This is a genomic window from Anabaena sp. FACHB-595, assembly GCF_048568275.1.
In the GTDB taxonomy this organism is placed as follows: domain Bacteria; phylum Cyanobacteriota; class Cyanobacteriia; order Cyanobacteriales; family Nostocaceae; genus Trichormus.
The window spans coordinates 2,204,600-2,222,873 of sequence record NZ_CP183473.1 but is presented as its reverse complement, the minus strand read 5'-3'; the positions used below and the strand labels follow the sequence as shown (position 1 = coordinate 2,222,873).

The following is an 18,274-nucleotide window of genomic DNA, read 5'->3' as shown; positions in this document are numbered from 1 at the left end:
TTCACTAATGGAATTTATTGCTTATTCTTCTATGGTCATTGCTAACCAAGAGGCAAATGGTCAAACTGAATATCTGGAATATGAACTACCAAAGTTTGATTTTAGCTGGGGTAAATTGCTCAAGTCTTCCGCTTGGCTATCTGTAGCCGGCTTAATGGTATTGTTTACAGCCCTGACTCAAGTTAATGGTGCTTTGGCCGCATACGTGCGTACTAACGGCAGTTGTCTAAATGTGCGTACCTCCCCTAGCATCAATGCCAAAGTCGTAGACTGTATCCCTAATGGAACTCAAATCAATTCCACAGGCAACGTTAATGGTTTTGCTCGCCTATCTGGTAACAGATACGTAGCGGCTAAATGGGTGAGTGGAATGTCTGGTGGTCGTCCTGGCAACCCCGGCCCTGGTGTTGGGGGGACTGTCACACTGCGCCTTGGTTCTCGTGGACAAGCAGTTTCCGCAGTGCAGAGAGCGATCGGAGTTGAACCCACAGGGTATTATGGTGCAGTAACAGCTCGACGTGTGCGCGAGTTTCAAGCCAATAATGGCTTACGTGCAGATGGTATCGTCGGCCCACAAACCCGCAACGCGCTGTTTAGAGGGAACCAAAACCAACCACCAACTGGTGGCCCTGTAACACTGGGTTTCGGTTCTCGCGGTTCAGCCGTTTCCGAAGTGCAGAGAGCGCTTGGTGTGGAACCCACAGGATATTATGGTACGGTGACAGTCCGTCGAGTGCGTGAGTTTCAAGCCAATAATGGTTTACGTGTAGATGGTGTAGTTGGGCCAGAAACTCGCAGCGCCTTATTTAGAAGTTAATAACTTTAGCGAAAATCTTCACCCTTACCCCATAGCTTATAACTATGGGGTAACTTATTTATTGGTTAAGTAAGTCACAGGGTGTAATCAGAGTTAGAAATGCAACGGTTATCATAAATATCTTGAATAATAGCTTCTGGTGTGCGTTCATCTTCCCAAGCACCAAAGGTTTCCATAAAATTATCTAGTGGATGAGTGGTTGGTACTGCTTTAGGTAGTGTGATGATTTCTCTAGCTATTAATTGTTCTGCTTCAGGAATACCTAAATTTTGAGTTTGTTCTTTAGCTATCACCATAATTTGCATTAATGCTATAGCTTGACGTAGAACATCACTTTTACTTCCGCCTAGCTTATTTGCCAATTCTTCTAATATCTGATTCAGTTCAGGTGACAAATCTAGGTTTAAGTGAACCATCCCTTGAGTATTAGTCATGGTTCTCTCCTTATGTAAAATATTAAGTATATCTTAGCTTGTCAGAGGCACTGAGAAGCGATGTCTGATGACAAAGCGCTATATGTCTACGCACTTACTCAAATTCCCACACGATTGAAATCGCAACTATTTATTCTATTAACAATCCTTTGTAGGTTGGGTGGAACAGAGTGAAACCCAACAAATCCTCTCTTTCCATAACAAAATTTTACGTATTAAATTATCTGGTTGAAATTAAGGTTATTTGGTGTTGGGTTACGGAGCAAATATCAATTTGTTATGCTGCAAATATACAAGCTTGCGCCTCTACCCAACCTACACCGAATGTCTCACTGTATCCATCCAGTCTAATCGATTAATTCCTTGATAGTGGATGTTATCAAAAACAATTTCTAAGCCATTTACCTCAATTCAAACAAATGGATTTATGATTTTTAATTTATTCTCTATTAGCTGATTATGCTGCATATCTTCTGAGTAAATGATGGAACATTCACTTAATAAGGCTGTAGATACAGCACTTTGCGCGACTAACTGGTACAGTAGCAACAGTGAGAAAAGTAGTTTTGGAGTTGCTGACTTGAGCATAAGAGAACTCCTAGTGACAACAGTTGTACTACTGCCAAAATATTTTTTGGTGAAAACTTGCGGATAAATGCTTTGAGTTGCCACCAGAGATGTTCTATGGGGTTAAATTCAGGTGAATAAGGTGATAAATAAACTACCCTTGCGCCTACGGACTCGATCATTTCAATAATCCCCTTCATTTTATGTGCTTTGAGATTATCCATGACCACTACTGCCCCTTTCCACAATTTCGGTAATAGCTCTTGTTCCACAAATTTTTTGAAGTCTTCTCCATTCATTGATGGCCCTAATGTTTTGAGGGAGAGGATTGATTTGTTAGTAATAGCCCCCACTACGGTAACTCTGCTTCCACGGTAAAATGGTTTGACATCATAAACTCTGTCTCCCTTTTTACTTCTGCCCATTCCTCTCGTTAATCCGAGTAATACGCCCATTTCATCTACAAAAACTAGGTCATCTGCAACAATATCTCGGACGCTTTCCCAGTAAGAAAGCCTTTTATTTTGTGTAATTTCTGTTCCTGCTTGACTACTTCGTACTGTTTTTTTTGAGGGTGAGCTTCTGTTTCTGAAGAAATCTGCACATTGCACTCTCACTTAACCTTACCCCTGTCTTTTCTTCCCAATACTCACAGTATTCGGCTAGGGTATAGTCTAGATGTTCTGCTACCATTTGCTCTATCTGTTGTTCATAACCAGATACTTGGCTTGGTTTTCCTCCTGTCGCTACACTTGGCTCTAGCGTCCCTTTTTCTCGTTTTCGCTTCACGAGGTTTTGTACTGTATTTTTACTTACCTTGAATCTTTCTGCTACTTTGCGAATAGATGTATTTCCCGCTTCGTAAACGCTAATAATTTTTGAGCGCAGGTCTACTGAGTAGGGTTTCATCTGATTTTTTACTTTTATCTTCTCAACTACTGTACCAAACCGTTAGACAAAGTGCTGTATAATCAAACTATCCCAATAAGAGTAGTTATATTTAGCGTGAATTTCTAATGCTTGTATAACCTCTGTTGTGTTAATTGCCTGAATTGGAAAGGTATTAACTATATCTGATATAATCGTGGTTGCATCAGTTTTAGATGTGATTTTTTTCTGGTTAAAAAATGAAATAATTCACCTAAGACCTGAGTGCTAACTAGCAGAAATGAATAATTATTTTTAATGATTTCTGCAACTTGTTGGGATTTTTCGAGCGGATTTTTAGCATAGAGATAAATCCAGAGGTTAGTATCGAGAAAAATTTTATCTTTCATAAATTTCGTCTCGATTAAATTTGTAATCTACGGGTATTTGGAAAGAGTAGTTATTAACTCGTGCTAGAAATTGCTGTATTTTTGAGGCTTGATGATCTTGATTAGGTTCGCTGGGTTCAATAATCATAACTTGCAGGGTTTTACCTTCTAATTCGGAACTGAGTTTTTCACTTAAAATAAGTTCGCCGTTGGTGCAGGTTGCTTTGATGATTTGCAGCATTATGAATAACTTTAAATCCTAACAAATAAATTTTCTGATTACATTATCTGGGGGAAATTCAGGTATTTTGGTGTTGGGTTACAATGCAAACATTAATTCGGACTTCTTTTTAAGATTTTTCGATCATCAAAATCATCAATCTTAGAATTAGGGTATCTGAATTGTTACGTAACCACCTGATCAATTTTTTCTATTTCCTGATTTTTATGCTGTTGATTAAATTCTTCAAACAAAGTAAAAAATCTATCCACTGCACTTTTTTCATCTGCTGAATGGAAAAGAATAATACTTGACCATAACTGACCTGTTTCTACATTAAATCTGTGTCTTATCCATTGTAAAAAGTTTTGAAATTCTACTTCTTCTTCTGTTAAGTTAATACCAATTTCTCGACGTGCAAAGTAGTAGCCGTCTAAAAATGCTTGCAGGCTAAAAATAGAATTTCTACCTAAGTACATCGCAGGTCTTTTTTTGATCTTTTGCAGTAAGTTGTATAAATTATTCATACTTGACTCACTAATTCTCTAGGTTAAAAGTAACTTTCTGTGATTTGAAACTCTAATCCTGCATCTAGAATAGGTGAATAGAGATTTTGTATCCAGTCTAATCGCGTTATTCCTTGATGGTGGATGTTATCAAAAACAATTTCTAAGCCATTTACCTCAATTATAACACCTTCATGATGACCTGTAGTAGCAATCAATTCACCAATGCTATCATCATAAATCCTGCCATAAATTGAATCTTGAGAATTTGTATCTATTTTAATATGCTTGCCATGAATACTTTGTCTGATCAAAAATTCTTTGATTGCTCTAGCACAGGGAATGCAATCAAAAATTCCGTAACTACTAGCAATTGCTATAACTTGTTGGTAGATTATATCCTCTTTATTCAAAATCGCCCTTGTTGCTAAATTTTAATATTTTTACCTTCATTACTATTTATCAGGGGTTAGTGTTGGGTTACGGCGTAAGTATTAATTCGTTGTGCTGCAAATATGCAAGCTTGCGCCTTAACCTAACTAACATTTAACTAAAAGCTAATACCTAATAATCTTCCTTCTTCATTCTCATCTGTAAGTCTAAGTCTGACAAAGGAATGAAAATTAAAGTCAAGTGCAGAAAACTCTGACTGTGGAATCATGTCTGAATTTAATGTGCAGATATATTGAAAGCCACGGCTTCTAGCCTCTCTATCTACTAACTGTAAAGCAAGAGATATTTGTCTTTCATCTACACCATCAAAAATTGTACTATCATGAATTAGTATTCGGGGTGAAGGATCTCGTTCTGACCAAAGCTGTGCCAGCATTAAATCATAGCAAAATATCTTCATTTTATCGATACCTTCACTACCATCTCGCCCAATTTCTACTCCAAAAGTAAAACCATTTTTACCTACATCAATGATAAGTCTTCCAGGAGTATCATAGAGAAATCGAGAGTTTATTCTGAATAAATCAATAGCACGTTCAGCTTGCTCATTTCGTTCTCCATAGTCGCGTCTAGCACGTTGAAGCAAGAGTTCTTTTTCAATTTTTAGGCTACTTCTTTCTTCTTCAAATTGTTTTAATTCTTCGATACGTTTATTAATTTCGTTTAGGTTAGCTACATTATCAAGATAAATTTCTTGTAGCATTGTATACTCTTCCAAAGCACCGTGCGTCTTTAAAACTTCTAATAATTCCGCACGCTCATTGCTTTTTTCTCGAATAAAATTTTCTCTAGAAACTAGATCCCGCCTAAGACGTTTGATTTCACTTCCTAAAAACTCTCTACGATTTTCTATTAATCGGCGATGAAATATTTCTACTTCTTCTAGCCTTCTAACTACTAATCCTGGCAATTCAATGCCAGCATTCTCATATATACTAACGATATCATCTGGTCTTGGTTCATCTTCTGATTTAAGACTAGATTGATAAAACTCTAGTAATTTCTGGTCAGTAATATTTTTATTTGTTGCCTCATGAATTTGCGATGTTAAAAAATTAACTCTTTCTTCTAATTCATGATATTGCTCTGCTACACGAAAATTGTTCAATGTTTCTTTTCTTTCACGTAGTTGAGCTTCGACCTGAACTTTTAACGCTTCAAGCTCACCTAACGAACCTAAAATTCCAATCGCAACGCCAGATTCTGTATCTTTTTTAAGTTTTTTAATATCTGTTATCAGTTTTTGTTTATCATTTAAAAGTTGCAATTCTCTTGCGTCTTCCCAAGCCAGACCAAGGAGAAAAGAATTATTAATTTGTTTTTCCCAACTCAGTTGATTTTTGTGATGCTCAAATGGTGTAGAAAATGCGTCTCTTCCACGACGGATAAAGTAAGAAATAAGTCCTCTAAAAGTAGGCTTGTATTTCTTATCATAATCAATGCTTAATCCAAATGTTAAATTTCCTAAAACAGCCTTCCAGTCATCCAAACTGAGAACCTTGTGACCTTCTTGTTCTTTGGGTTGAATAGGCCAGTTAGTAGTATTTCCATCTATTACTACCTCAGTCTTATCTTCAGTATTTCTTGTGACGGTGATAATTTGATTTGCAAGTGTAAGCTCTAAACTAAAAGCCCAACCACGAAGATTTCTAGAACCAAGTCCTTTAGCTTTCTGAATTGTTCCTCCAAGACAAAAGTGAATAATTTCAATGAGAGTAGATTTACCCAATCCATTACGGGAATCTCTTTGTCCAGAATCTTCTGTACGATCTGCTAAAACTATATTTAAACCAGGTCTGAACTCAACTGTTTTAAATGATGGCTGATTACAACGAACAGCATGAATCATTGATGACACCTCCGAAGTAATCCCATCTCCATCTCAATTGCTCCTATAGTGTATAGAAGATCAAGCGTTAGTACAAAACGTTCAAATGTAGCAACCTCTGGCATGGTAGAAACAGCACTCCAAAGAGATGAAACTGTTCTTGGTTGGTACAATTGTTCTAATATTTTAGCACCTACTCCTAACAAAGAGTAACTATAGGAATCCTATTTGATTTTTGAATAAGTTCCGTACATCTGTAGAGTGTCAAAATCAAAGGTAGTGTGTCTAATAAACCACTCAAATATCCACTTTAAATGTGAAAATGAAGGAATTAAAGCACAAAAACGTCTAACCCATGTTTTGGCTTGTAACCAAATATCCTCTATCGGATTTTGTACTGGGCAATTAGGGGCAAAACGGACACAGTGTATTTTCCATTGCTCGGTTGGTAAGCTTTGATTAACAGAGTCCAAGAAACCTCTAATTTCCTTGGAACGGTGGTAGCTAGCCCCATCCCAAAAAATTAGTAATCGCTGGTCGGGAGAGTTAGCTAGTAAGTATTCTAGGTAGTTGATAGTATTTTTTGAGTTTCCAGCATCATAAGCTTTGAGAACTAATTCTCCAAGGAGATAGTCAACTGCCCCATAGTATGTCTGCTTATCTCGCTCGTTGACAACTGGGACTGCGATTTCTTGGTCACTTTTTCCCCATACATAACCACTTAAATCTCCCCACATTAAATGACACTCATCAATTAACAATACTCTTAACTTTCCTGTTTCGATTTCTTCTCGGTTATTTGCCAGCAATGTTTCAATCTCTTTTTTTTTTCTGCAACAGCATTCTCATCGGCTTTCGGATTTACCTTTGTGGTTTTCTTCCAACTGATTCCTGCTTCGGAGAACAAGTCGTAGTAGCTTTGCTTTGACTCATAAACTACGTCATACTCAAAAGCTAGTTGATACTCTAGTTCCCCAAGCTCCCAACAATCTTTTGTTTGTAGCCAGCTCAACACCTCTTGGAGTTGTTTAGCATTCAGATAGCTCTTTCTCCCTTTGTAGTTTAGTCGCAGTCCGTCAATTCCAGTTTCTTCATAGGCTTGCTTCCAGCCTGTGATTGACCCTCGCGATACGTCTAAAATTTTTTGGATTTCATCATACAAGTAACCTTGATAAACTAGCTTGACTGCCAATGCTTTCCTTACTTCACGCGCATCTGGACACATATCTATAAAATCTTGTAATTCAGCAATCGCATTCAGTGCAGTTTCCTCTTTTAAATATTGCTGCGATACTTCCCCCGCAAGTGTAGTAGCTTGTAAATGCTGACTTTTCATTGTTTACTATTAGACTTTTATCCCTCTCCGTATTATCTCTTGGTCTTGTTCACAAATCAAATAGGATTCCTATAGTAGAAATATGTTTTGTTGGTAAAATCAATGAGGAGTTATAAGTAGAAGAATATTCTATAGAATTGGTCATCGCTCAAACACCTCACATTTCTCGAAGAGATATGATAGAACTGCCAAGCCAGCTGCGGCTTTCCTAAAATCTGAACTATTACCACAGGAAAATTGACGTAAAGACTCAAATAAAGCGTCTCCTGTAATTCCTTTTTGTAATAATTTTTGATACTCCGTAAGAAATCCTGCTGTCAATTTGTCTGGAAATTCAGGACGTAGAACAGCATTATGTTCAATAAAACGACCAACATCTTTGACTTTACCCATTCCCATTGTTATTAGAGAATGAACCTCTTGGGTGAGATGATTTTTTGATATTTTTTGTGTTATGTCTGTGAGGCTAAAGTTAATTTCAGGAGAAGCAGGTTGCATACCAAGAATAAATTTAGTCACAACATCTAGCTCATCAAATGTAATAGAGGGCATTTCACGAGCTATAGATTCTCTTCGTTGCATACTAATTGTGCTTATTTCTTCTTCCCAACCAGAAATTCTTTGTCGAATTTCTTTGATATCCTTTTCTAATTTAATCTTCTCTTTTTCATTCTCTGTATATCGATATTGATCTTCTAATTTTTTTTGTAATTTTCTATCCTCTTCAATGTGTTTCTTTAAATCTTGTTCACGTTCTTGCTCCATCTCCACAATTTACTTTCCTTTCAATCGCATAATCAAAGTTTTCCAAGCAGCTTCTAAGTCTATTCCTGTCCCTAGCTCTAATTCACCTTCATAGTCCAAAATAAAAGGGACAATAGGTATACCAACTTTCAATCTGTGCTTGAAATCTAATTCAGGGGCATTGATCACTTCCACTAATGCTGATTGACTAGGAGGTAAAGCAGTACCACTTTGTTGTAATTTATTGATATTTTGCTGTATTCCTTGTAAGATTAATTGCATTTCTCCATCTGTTACTTGATTAGTTTCTATTGCATCTAAAACCGTAGCAATCATAATCATCTGAGATTGATCTAACTGTTCAGTAAGTGCCGCAATTATCCTCTGTTCACCCGCATCATAACGAGCTAGTAGTCCTTGACGTAAGTGATTAATGTTTTCATAGATAGCCTTCTGACCAGCATACAATCTATCTATTTTGGTGTTCATCTGCTGCAACTGGGTAGCTACGTTCTGCATCTGTACAGTTGACTCACCAGTTATTTGCATTTGCAGTTCATCGTATTCCTTCTGATAACAATTAGCCGATTCACGCAATTGCTGAATTTCCCGCTCGTACTTAGCCTGGCGGCGTGGATCATCTTCATATCGCAAAGAATCTTGATACTTTTTGAGCAAATCTTGGTCTTGTCTAATGTTGTCTTCTAAGTGTTTGAGTCTTAGCTCGAAGTTGGAAGGCATCACGGTCTAAGAGTTATTACGTTAGCTTAAGTATGAAAATTACTGTAGCACTTTAGATAAAAAAATAGGAAAATATTGAATTATCATGAACAAATTAAAGAAAAGCTGAGTATTTAATTCAGTATTTACAATATGAAAAATCCCTACCATCTTGTAAAATTGGCAGGGATATAATATCTCAATTAAATAGAAAATTAATGCACCAATTCAATAGCCCGCTTAGTCAACGCCTCAGCAGTCAAACCATTAAACGCCATCAACTCACCAGCACTAGCTGTAGTTTCCCCACGCTTCCAGGCGAAGGTATCGCGCTTGCTGTTACTCCGCAACATGATTGGTTCTAACATCGCCGCCGCGCCACCAGTGACACCAATTAAGGCATCGCCAGCAAATAATTCGGCGAATTTAGCATCATCAATGAAACCGTTATCAGCTTCAGAACAGGTATCCCAAGCTACATCATGAGAACGATACAAACGGCGGGGGTTGATGATAGAAACTATCTTCACTCCGATACCTTCAGTTTCTAAGAAAGCTGCGGCTTCAAATACTGGAATTAATGTCATATCACCAATGACAGCAAACACAACTGTCTTACCACCAGCAATTTCATGTAACACTACTGCGCCATCTTCTAAACCTTGGCGAGTTTGTGCAAAACTGGTGCGAATTGGTAAGGGTGATTTACTGGTGGTGATGACAATTCCTTTATTCTTAGTTGTCAACGCCCAGTCATAACAAACTTGGGTACTGTTAGCATCGGGGGGGAATACTGGAAAAACATTGCCGTTCCGCATCATGGAAGCAAAATAAGCTTCGATTTCAGGACGTTGGTGTGTCCAACCGTTGCGTCCTTGTTCTAATGCGCCGGCGGTGAATAAGGTAATTGTTGAAGGTGTTTGGCGGCGTAATTCTGCCATTGCTTGGATGACGGTTTGCCAAATTGGTAAACCGTTGATGGCGAAAGATTCATAAGAACACCAGAGGGTTCTTGCACCCATCAAGGATAAACCAACGGCTAAACCTGCACAAGCATCTTCACTCAGGGGTTCGTAAACTTGCCCGTTTGGTGCTTGGTTATATAATTCGTCGGTGGTGGGGTGGATAATCTTTAAGGCTTGGTTGATGTTACCAATACCTGATGCTTCGTTTCCGTCGGCGTTGGTGACTAGGAATTTCGCATCTTTTTGTCCGACTGCACCCACAATTCGTCCCATTGCGGTGGTTGAAACTTTGGGTTCGCCGCCTACTGCGTATTCTTCTAAAGGTAACGCGCCTAAATCTGGCAATGGTAACTCAAATTCTGTCACCACTGTCTTAGCTGCGGGGCCGCCACCTGCGCGTTCGGCGTTGGTTCTGACGATTTGCCAAGCTTCTAGGGGTAATGCACGGGTTTTTAATGCACTCACAATGTGGGGTGCGTCTAGGGTGTCTTTGGGGTAGAGGTTGTGTGATTTTGCACCTCTGGCGTGAACGCCTGCACCTTTGAGTTGTTTGATAATAAAGACTGTTAACTTCCCACCCAGGGCGGAACGGGCAGCTTTATCTACAGCTACGAGTATCGCTTTGGTAAAGGCTAGGCGTTGCTCAAGGGAAAAGGCGGTACTATCAACATAATCCCCTGGTTGGTTTTGGTCGTCAAATTCTTTGGCATCAACTAAGATGACTTCCTCAAATCCATTACCTTGCCAGAATGCTGTCATCTGTGCGTTGGTTTTCAGGGAAACCATGCTGTGATGTTCTTGGCTGTAACCGTTCCACACTAACACCGGTAAGAAGTTGGTGACGCTGGGATAGGCGGTGTTAAAGTGCGCCATTGAACTCATGATGTAGGGTTCACCTAGTCCACCGTCGCCGAGGGTGAAGGGGAAAAGTTTGTCACGGTGGAGGAGTGCAGCCGCCATTGCAAAGTGCTGTCCTTGTCCTAGAGGGCCGGCGGGGGCGAGAATACCGGGGATGTAACCGGAGAGGTGTCCTAAGAGTCCATGCTTTTCGCGGAAGCGATCGCGCAATTGTTGTACTGTAGATATGCCCATATCCTCTAAGGAGCGATCGAGGAACATGGCACTATAAAACCCTGGTGCGTGATGTCCGACTTCGGTAATAATGTTTTTATACCCCAGCATGACCAAGGCTGCATAGGCTTCTGCTTGGCTAGCAAAGCCGCCGGGATGCCCAGATGCCTTACTTGCAGTGACTTGTAGTGTTAAGTAGCGGAGGGCATCAGCAGCTAGTAAGGTTTGATACACAGCTTTTGGGTCTTTCGGATCTGCGATCGCTACTTTTCCCGATTCTATCGCAGGTGTGGCACCATAAGTTTCAAAATCTGGTAGCGCCTCACCAAAATATTGAATACCTTCTGAAAATTCGGGAAGCGCTGACGAAGCCTTGGGTGTGATTGCAGTCATGCTGAGTACCTGATAAGGATGATGGGAAACTATTGATGCTCGATGAATTTAACAAAAATTTTACATCTTTAGCGTTGTATCAGTTTATAAGTGTTTGGCAATGCTAAATATAAGTAGTTCAAATAGTTCTGTTCCAAGTGATGGCAAATCATAGGGATAATGGTTACAACCAAAAAGGCAGAGATAACTAATATGGCAGCGTCTATTTATCCATCTCCAGTAGATAAGCTATTGACCTACGGTGATTGTAGTAAGATGCGAGATATCCCCAACTATGTGCAGAAATTTGGTTTTAATGCAGACCATGTTCCTGACTTAATTCGCATGGCGACCGATGCGGAATTAAATAATGCTGACCAAGATAGTGTAGAAGTCTGGAGTCCAGTCCATGCGATACGGGTATTGACTCAATTAAGTGCAGAAGCAGCAATTCAACCCCTGGTAAATCTATTTCACGAAGTCGATGACGATTGGACACCAGGCGAATTAGCTGAGTACTTTGCTACAGTTGGGGCTGCGGCGATTCCTACACTAGAAGCATATCTGGGGGATTCTTCTCATGATGCTTACCAACTCGCCGATGCGGCTACAGCCTTAACTAAAATTGCTGAGAAACATCCTGATTTACGTGACCGATGTGTAGCAGTGTTGACGCAAAGGTTAGAAGACTTTGCCAATAATGACCCAGAATTTAACGCTTTTTTGATTGGTGAATTGCTTGATTTACAAGCTGTCGAGTCTGCACCAGTGATAGAACAAGCGTTTGTGGCTAATCGAGTACCACCTTTCATTGTCGGTGATTGGGATGATGTACAGGTGGAATTGGGGTTGAAAACCCGTGAAGAAGTTCCCGAAAAAAGGTTTGCGCTGGAAGAATTAATCAATTACTACAAGCAGGAACTTGGACAACCCCGTGGTTTTGCACCACTTGTGAGTAAGAAGCCGAAGAAGCAAAAGAAAAATAAAAAACGCAAGTAATAAAGTGCTGAGTTCCTAGTCAATAATTATTTGGTTGGCTCAAATTCATATCTTGAAGTTTTCATCAGCCGATGAACTGTCAAATTTTCTCCAACTCAATAGCTGAAAAACTCACTCTGTGAGTGTTTTCTTATTTTTAATGTTGAATTGTTTATGATTTTGCCCAAACCCAGCTTAGAAGATATAGAAATCAAGTTGCTGTTAGAAGGTGTTTACCAATACTACGGTCATGACTTCCGCAACTATGCTGTGTCTTCGCTCAAACGCCGCATTTACAGCTTTATGCGCTTGGAGGGTGTAGATAATATTTCAGCATTACAAGAACAACTACTGCACGATCGCACTTGTCTAGAAAGATTTTTGCTGAGTTTGACGGTAAATGTCACATCTATGTTTCGTGACCCCAGTTTCTATCTGGCTTTCAGAAATCAAGTTGTACCCATCCTCCGCACTTATCCATTTATCCGTATTTGGCACGCTGGCTGTTCCAGTGGAGAGGAAGTTTACTCAATGGCAATCCTCCTACAGGAAGAAAATCTTTACCACCGTTGCCGGATTTATGCCACCGACACTAATGAGAAAGTATTACAAAATGCCAAAAGTGGGATTTTTCCGCTCAAAATGATGCAGGAATATACTCAGCTTTACTTAAAAGCAGGTGGTAAGCAGTCTTTCTCCGAATACTACACGGCGGCTTATGACCATGCGATATTTCGGGCATCATTACGAGAAAATATTATTTTTGCCCAGCATAATCTAGCCACGGATAGTTCTTTTAATGAGTTTAATGTCATATTCTGCCGGAACGTTTTAATCTACTTCAATCAGATACTGCAAAAACGAGTACACACACTTTTTCACAATAGTTTATGCAGTTTTGGCATCTTGGGTTTAGGAAAGCAAGAATCTATTAGATTCACTCCTTACGAGCAGTATTATGAAGAAATAGCCAAGGGTGAGAAACTCTACCGGAGGCTAAACTAGTGTCTTATAAAATTGTAGTTATTGGCACTTCTTTAGGGGGATTATCAGCACTGCAAACTGTTCTCGGAAATTTACCGGCTGACTTCCAACTTCCAGTGGCGATCGTCCAACATCGTCATAAAAATTCTGATGGCACTCTCAGGGGAATGATCCAAGAATCTGCTTTGTTACCCGTTAGAGAGGTGGAAGACAAGGACGAAATTTTACCAGGACAAGTTTACCTAGCTCCAGCCGATTATCATTTATTGGTTGAACCCGGTTATTTTGCCCTGTCTACTGATGAGCCTGTTTCTTATGCCAGACCATCTATTGATGTACTGTTTGAATCAGCTGCCGATATTTATGGGGAACAAGTCATTGGTGTAATATTAACAGGGGCTAATCAGGACGGTATGCAAGGGCTGAAAAAAATTAAAGCTAGGGGGGGGTATCACTGTTGTGCAGGAACCCACCACAGCCGCCAGCGCCATCATGCCGACAGCAGCAATATCTGCCGTTACAGTAGACTGGATTGTGTCACTTTCAGAAATTTCTCCCCTACTAGTAAATCTTGGTTACTCTACACGGAAATGAACTCATGCAGCCAGAACCCAAAGTCAACATCCTCTTAGTGGATGATAAAGTGGAAAATTTACTGGCACTAGAGGCAATTTTGGAGCGTCTAGGCGCTAATTTAGTCAGGGCGACTTCTGGGGAGGAAGCTTTGCGGTGTCTGCTGCACCAAGATTTTGCAGTAATTTTGTTAGATGTACAGATGCCAGGGATGGATGGTTTTGAAACTGCCACCCTCATTCGTAATCGTGGGCGATCGCGCCAAACTCCGATTATCTTTCTCACGGCTTTCAGTACCAGTGACCAAATGCTGTTCAAGGGTTATGCACTAGGAGCAGTTGATTATCTTCTCAAACCCATAGATGCAAATATTCTCACTTCTAAAGTTACAGTATTTGTTGAACTTTTTAAGAAAACTCAAGCAATCCAACACCAAGCAGCGCAACTGGCGGCGATTAACGCCGAACTAAGACAAAGTGAAGAACGCTTCCGTTCCTTGAGTACCTGCTCGCCCATAGGTATTTTTGAAACCGATACCGCAGGATGTTGTAAATATACAAATCCCCGCTATCAAGCAATTTGTGGCTTGGATGCGACAGAGAGTTTAGATAAAAGATGGCTGGAATCTGTGCATTCAGAAGACCAGGAAAGAGCGATCGCTAGTTGGTCTACTTATATTTATCAAGGCGGCGACTATTCAGATGAATTCCGCTTTCAAACAGTGGATGGTAGCCTGCGATGGGTGCAAGTACGCTCCTCACCAATGCTTTCTGGTAATGGTGAATTGCTTGGCTATGTCGGTACACTTGAAGATATTACCGCCCGTAAGCAATCCGAAGAAATTCGCGCTCAGGTAATCCGCGAACAAACCGCCAGACAAGAAGCAGAGGCGACAAATCGGATGAAAGATGAATTTTTGGCTGTTCTCTCCCATGAACTCCGCACCCCCCTAACTTCCATGTTGGGCTGGTCAAAAATTCTCCGTGCCAAAAAACTAGACGAAAAAGCCACAGCCAGAGCCTTGGAAGCAATTGAACGCAATGCTAATTCACAAGTGCAATTAATAGAAGATATTTTAGATGTATCCCGGATTATTCGCGGTCAACTGCGGCTAAATTTATCTCCCGTCAATTTGATAACTGTGGTGGAAGCAGCTCTAGAAGCAGTGCGTCCCCTAGCAGATACAAAAAATATGACCATCAACACTGTACTTGACTACACCTTAAGTCCCGTCAGTGGCGATTTTGCCAGATTACAGCAAATTGTCTGGAATCTCCTGACTAACGCGATTAAGTTCACACCGAAAGAAGGTCAAGTAGAAATCCGATTAGAAGGGATAAATGGTGAATTATCTGATGATTTGACTCATGCTCAAATCCAAGTCATTGATACAGGTGTTGGCATTGCAAGTGAATTTCTGCCTAAAGTCTTTGAGCGTTTCCGCCAAGCAGATAGTACCACCACGCGATCGCATAATGGATTAGGGTTAGGGTTGGCAATTGTCCGCCATTTAGTGGAACTGCACAACGGTACGATTTTGGCAGAAAGTCCAGGTGTGGGCAAAGGAGCTACCTTTACTGTGAGATTTCCCCTCATTCAAGAAAATAGGGAAACTCGACCAACACCAACGGAAAAACTTTCTGGGGATGCTGCTAACTCTTCTCCCCTTGCAGGCTTAAAAGTTCTCATTGTTGATGATGAAACCGATACTCGCAACTTTTTAGGCTTCTTGTTTGAAGAATATGGGGCGATTTCCTCCACCAGTGCATCAGTCGAGACTGCGTTAGCCGTTATCGAACAGTTAAAACCAGATATCCTAATTAGTGATATTGGCATGGCGGAACAAGACGGTTATAGTCTCATCCGCAAATTACGCTCCTTACCACCAGAACAAGGTGGTAAGATTCCCGCGATCGCTTTAACCGCATATTCACGAGAAGAAGACCGCCAGCAAATTATAGAAGCTGGATTTCAGCATCACCTCTCCAAACCGATTGATCCCAACAAATTAATTTCCGTAGTGGCCAGTATTTTCCACCTATCCCCAGCACTAAGCGGGTCAGTGTAAATACTTAACTGCTTCTCTCAAACAAAGCCCGATAAACTGGTTCTCCCCGATTCTGGGTTGTGGTTTCTCTCTCTGTAGCCACTGGGAGGGGATTTTCGGTTAACCATTCTCCTGTGCCAACTTTCTTAAAAGCTGGATTAGCAGCAAAGCGATCGCACATTTCCACAGCCACAAATTCCATATCTGATTGCAAAAATACCACGCCGCCCACGGCCAAATAATTAGCTATATCTTGAACTAACTCTGGTTGGACTACACGGCGTTTAGCGTGGCGAGTTTTAAACCAAGGGTCAGGGAATTGAATGGTCACACGCTGTAAAATCCCTGTAGGCAAAGAGGATAATAGGGGCTGTAGTGAATTATTGGCGTTGCAATATAAATAGTGGAGGTTGGTTAAACCCAACTGAGAACGAAACTGATTTGCCTCTATTACCAAAGATTCTCTAATTTCTAACCCCAGGAAATTCCAATTGGGTTCTACCTGCGCCATTTGCAACACAAATCTACCCCTAGCACAACCAATATCCAGGTGTAGCGGTTGGTGCGGAGTGCTATAAGCTTTTTCCCATTCCAGAGGATTGGCTGGGGTGAGATATTTTTGCGCTAGTGGGTTGACGTGCTGACGGACGCGAACAAATGGCAAAGCTGACACTCCTGAAATCACAACTTTAAATATAGCAATTAGTCAGTTGTCAGTTGTTGGTTGACTGTTGACTGTTGACCGTTGACTGTTGTTCTTTTCTACCAATCTCCAGTCCCTTATCCCAAAAACCACACCTAAACAGACGGACACCACTACCATTGGAAATATTAAAATTGCTTAACACTTCGTTACACTAAGAACAGCGAGTGAAGATAAAAACAAAAACTCGCACTCTGCAATTCAAGGTGAACGACATGAATGGCACAATCCGCGCCGGCAATCTCTTCGGCATTCCTTTTTATATCCATCCGTCGTGGTTTTTAGTTCTAGGCTTAGTTACCTGGAGTTATAGCGGTGGACTCTTAGCAGAATTTCCCCAACTTTCTGGGAGGCTGGCTGTGGTGCTGGGATTGGCGACGGCGTTGTTGTTGTTTGCGTCTGTCGTCGCCCATGAATTAGGACATAGCTTTGTTGCTATCCGTCAAGGAATTAACGTTAATTCCATCACACTATTTATCTTTGGTGGCTTGGCTAGCTTAGAAAAAGAGTCCAAAACACCAGCCGGAGCCTTCTGGGTAGCGATCGCCGGGCCTTTGGTCAGTTTATTATTATGTGGTACCGTCACAACAATTGGCGTGACTACGGCAGTCACAGGGCCATTGGCGGCGATTCTGGGAGTTCTGGCTTCTGTGAACTTAGCATTGGCATTGTTTAACCTGATTCCTGGCTTACCTTTGGATGGCGGAAACATCCTCAAAGCCATTGTTTGGAAGGTGACAGGTAATCCATATAAAGGTGTCACTTTTGCTAGTCGCGTAGGACAAATATTTGGTTGGGTGGCGATCGCTTCTGGTATCTTCCCCATACTATATTTTGGTAGCTTCGCCAACGTGTGGAATTTGTTAATCGGCTTCTTTTTACTACAAAACGCTGGTAACGCAGCCCAATTTGCCAGAGTGCAAGAAAAACTCACAGGCTTAACAGCAGCCGACGCTGTAACGACAGATAGCCCTATTGTTTCTGCCCATCTTAGCTTGAGAGAATTTGCTGATGATCAGATCATTCAAGGACAGAACTGGCGACGGTTTTTAGTTACCAACAACGCAGGACAATTAGTAGGTGCGATCGCTCTTGATGATTTGCGAAACATCCCCACCATATCCTGGACAGAAACTCAAATTCAACAAGTGATGCGGCCGATTCAATCTACCACCATCAAATCTAGTCAACCATTGTTAGAAGTAGTGCAATTACTAGAGCAACAAAAATTGTCTGCCCTCCCCGTAATTCTTGACAATGGCGTACTACTAGGCATTTTAGAAAAAGCCGCTATCATCCAGCTATTGCAAAACGGAACCCAACCTAACCCTGCATAATTTTCTCATCGAAAAAACGCTCCTTCTATCAAATCCCTTAGAGTTGCTGAGGGATTTTTTTTAATCATTATTATTGATGTATGCAGTCCATAGGGATTACCTATGGCAATTTCTTGATTTGGGTACCGGATACCACCTATTCTTGATATGAAATCCGTGTAAACTCATCAGTAGAACCACAGAGGGACACCAAAGGTCATTGGTGTACCGAAATCTTATGTAAATTTGCTCAATGGCAACCACAACCTTTCTAATGAAAAGTTACGAAAATGACTCAATTTCAAGGCTGTAACCGAATTTTATCCCTGATTGTGGTGAAACTTGTTTAAATAATAGATTTTTTTTACAAATAACTACGGTTAA

At 40.6% G+C, this 18,274-nt stretch carries 20 protein-coding genes and 1 pseudogene; 6 read left to right on the top strand and 15 right to left on the bottom strand.

Annotated features, from left to right (window positions below; translation table 11 throughout):
- Positions 1 to 7: 7 nt before the first annotated feature.
- Positions 8 to 817 carry a peptidoglycan-binding domain-containing protein gene (locus ACN222_RS09230; RefSeq protein WP_010996025.1) on the top strand — a complete coding sequence of 270 codons (810 nt, stop codon included), beginning with the start codon at positions 8 to 10 and terminating at the stop codon, positions 815 to 817.
- Positions 818 to 891: 74 nt separating this feature from the next.
- Here ACN222_RS09230 and ACN222_RS09225 read toward each other — a convergent pair whose 3' ends face one another.
- The 14 genes from ACN222_RS09225 to ACN222_RS09160 form a co-directional block, all read right to left on the bottom strand.
- Positions 892 to 1,251, bottom strand: coding sequence for a hypothetical protein (locus ACN222_RS09225; RefSeq protein WP_010996024.1), 360 nt, complete (start codon positions 1,249 to 1,251; stop codon positions 892 to 894).
- Between the two features lie 315 nt (positions 1,252 to 1,566).
- Positions 1,567 to 1,662, bottom strand: a complete 96-nt coding sequence (locus tag ACN222_RS09220; RefSeq protein ID WP_126987333.1) for a papain fold toxin domain-containing protein — start codon at positions 1,660 to 1,662, stop codon at positions 1,567 to 1,569.
- A gap of 119 nt (positions 1,663 to 1,781) precedes the next feature.
- Entirely contained in the window at positions 1,782 to 2,435 is a 654-nt protein-coding gene (locus tag ACN222_RS09215; protein ID WP_149028798.1) for an IS630 family transposase, read from the bottom strand.
- Positions 2,368 to 2,727: a helix-turn-helix domain-containing protein gene (locus ACN222_RS09210; RefSeq protein WP_010994539.1), complete on the bottom strand. Its 360-nt coding sequence runs from the start codon at positions 2,725 to 2,727 to the stop codon at positions 2,368 to 2,370. Before ACN222_RS09210 ends, ACN222_RS09215 begins: the two co-directional genes overlap by 68 nt.
- Positions 2,728 to 2,885: 158 nt before the next feature.
- Positions 2,886 to 3,095, bottom strand: a complete 210-nt coding sequence (locus ACN222_RS09205) for a PIN domain-containing protein (RefSeq protein ID WP_044521103.1) — start codon at positions 3,093 to 3,095, stop codon at positions 2,886 to 2,888.
- Positions 3,085 to 3,315, bottom strand: coding sequence for a hypothetical protein (locus ACN222_RS09200; protein ID WP_010996023.1), 231 nt, complete (start codon positions 3,313 to 3,315; stop codon positions 3,085 to 3,087). The genes ACN222_RS09205 and ACN222_RS09200 overlap by 11 nt, the downstream gene beginning before the upstream one ends.
- Positions 3,316 to 3,479: 164 nt before the next feature.
- Positions 3,480 to 3,821 (bottom strand): hypothetical protein, encoded by a 342-nt coding sequence (locus tag ACN222_RS09195; RefSeq protein WP_010996022.1) that lies wholly within the window; start codon positions 3,819 to 3,821, stop codon positions 3,480 to 3,482.
- Between the two features lie 23 nt (positions 3,822 to 3,844).
- Positions 3,845 to 4,213, bottom strand: a complete 369-nt coding sequence (locus ACN222_RS09190) for a papain fold toxin domain-containing protein (RefSeq protein ID WP_044521102.1) — start codon at positions 4,211 to 4,213, stop codon at positions 3,845 to 3,847.
- Positions 4,214 to 4,350: 137 nt separating this feature from the next.
- A complete protein-coding gene (locus ACN222_RS09185) occupies positions 4,351 to 6,102 on the bottom strand; it encodes an ABC-three component system protein (protein ID WP_044521101.1) in 1,752 nt (583 codons plus the stop codon).
- Positions 6,099 to 6,254: an ABC-three component system middle component 6 gene (locus ACN222_RS09180; RefSeq protein WP_416365174.1), complete on the bottom strand. Its 156-nt coding sequence runs from the start codon at positions 6,252 to 6,254 to the stop codon at positions 6,099 to 6,101. Before ACN222_RS09180 ends, ACN222_RS09185 begins: the two co-directional genes overlap by 4 nt.
- Before the next feature lie 51 nt (positions 6,255 to 6,305).
- A protein-coding gene (locus tag ACN222_RS09175) for an IS630-like element IS895 family transposase (protein WP_096637129.1) occupies positions 6,306 to 7,417 on the bottom strand; the annotation gives its coding sequence in 2 pieces (ribosomal slippage) (positions 6,306 to 6,913 and positions 6,913 to 7,417; 1,113 coding nt in all).
- 141 nt (positions 7,418 to 7,558) lie between these two features.
- The gene (locus ACN222_RS09170) at positions 7,559 to 8,182 is read right to left on the bottom strand and encodes a hypothetical protein (RefSeq protein ID WP_049942406.1); all 624 of its coding nucleotides are present in this window, start codon (positions 8,180 to 8,182) and stop codon (positions 7,559 to 7,561) included.
- A 9-nt stretch (positions 8,183 to 8,191) separates the two neighbouring features.
- A complete protein-coding gene (locus ACN222_RS09165) occupies positions 8,192 to 8,902 on the bottom strand; it encodes a hypothetical protein (RefSeq protein WP_044521098.1) in 711 nt (236 codons plus the stop codon).
- A 194-nt stretch (positions 8,903 to 9,096) separates the two neighbouring features.
- Positions 9,097 to 11,310: a phosphoketolase gene (locus ACN222_RS09160; RefSeq protein WP_010996018.1), complete on the bottom strand. Its 2,214-nt coding sequence runs from the start codon at positions 11,308 to 11,310 to the stop codon at positions 9,097 to 9,099.
- Positions 11,311 to 11,502: 192 nt separating this feature from the next.
- On the opposite strand from ACN222_RS09160, the gene ACN222_RS09155 reads away from it, so the two are divergent.
- The 4 genes and pseudogenes from ACN222_RS09155 (at position 11,503) to ACN222_RS09140 (ending at position 15,892) form a co-directional block, all read left to right on the top strand.
- The gene (locus ACN222_RS09155; RefSeq protein ID WP_044522877.1) at positions 11,503 to 12,288 is read left to right on the top strand and encodes a PBS lyase HEAT-like repeat protein; all 786 of its coding nucleotides are present in this window, start codon (positions 11,503 to 11,505) and stop codon (positions 12,286 to 12,288) included.
- Between the two features lie 153 nt (positions 12,289 to 12,441).
- Complete coding sequence (locus tag ACN222_RS09150) at positions 12,442 to 13,272, top strand: CheR family methyltransferase (protein WP_010996016.1); 831 nt, start codon at positions 12,442 to 12,444, stop codon at positions 13,270 to 13,272.
- A pseudogene (locus ACN222_RS09145) lies at positions 13,272 to 13,845 on the top strand (chemotaxis protein CheB). The gene ACN222_RS09150 and the pseudogene ACN222_RS09145 overlap by 1 nt, the downstream one beginning before the upstream one ends.
- A 4-nt stretch (positions 13,846 to 13,849) precedes the next feature.
- Positions 13,850 to 15,892: a hybrid sensor histidine kinase/response regulator gene (locus tag ACN222_RS09140; RefSeq protein WP_010996014.1), complete on the top strand. Its 2,043-nt coding sequence runs from the start codon at positions 13,850 to 13,852 to the stop codon at positions 15,890 to 15,892.
- A gap of 4 nt (positions 15,893 to 15,896) precedes the next feature.
- Here the strand turns inward: ACN222_RS09140 and trmB are convergent, their stop codons facing one another.
- Positions 15,897 to 16,535, bottom strand: coding sequence for a tRNA (guanosine(46)-N7)-methyltransferase TrmB (gene trmB, locus ACN222_RS09135; RefSeq protein WP_044522875.1), 639 nt, complete (start codon positions 16,533 to 16,535; stop codon positions 15,897 to 15,899).
- 254 nt (positions 16,536 to 16,789) lie between these two features.
- Between trmB and ACN222_RS09130 the strand changes: the two genes are divergently transcribed.
- Positions 16,790 to 17,911, top strand: coding sequence for a site-2 protease family protein (locus tag ACN222_RS09130; protein ID WP_044521094.1), 1,122 nt, complete (start codon positions 16,790 to 16,792; stop codon positions 17,909 to 17,911).
- Positions 17,912 to 18,274: the final 363 nt, after the last annotated feature.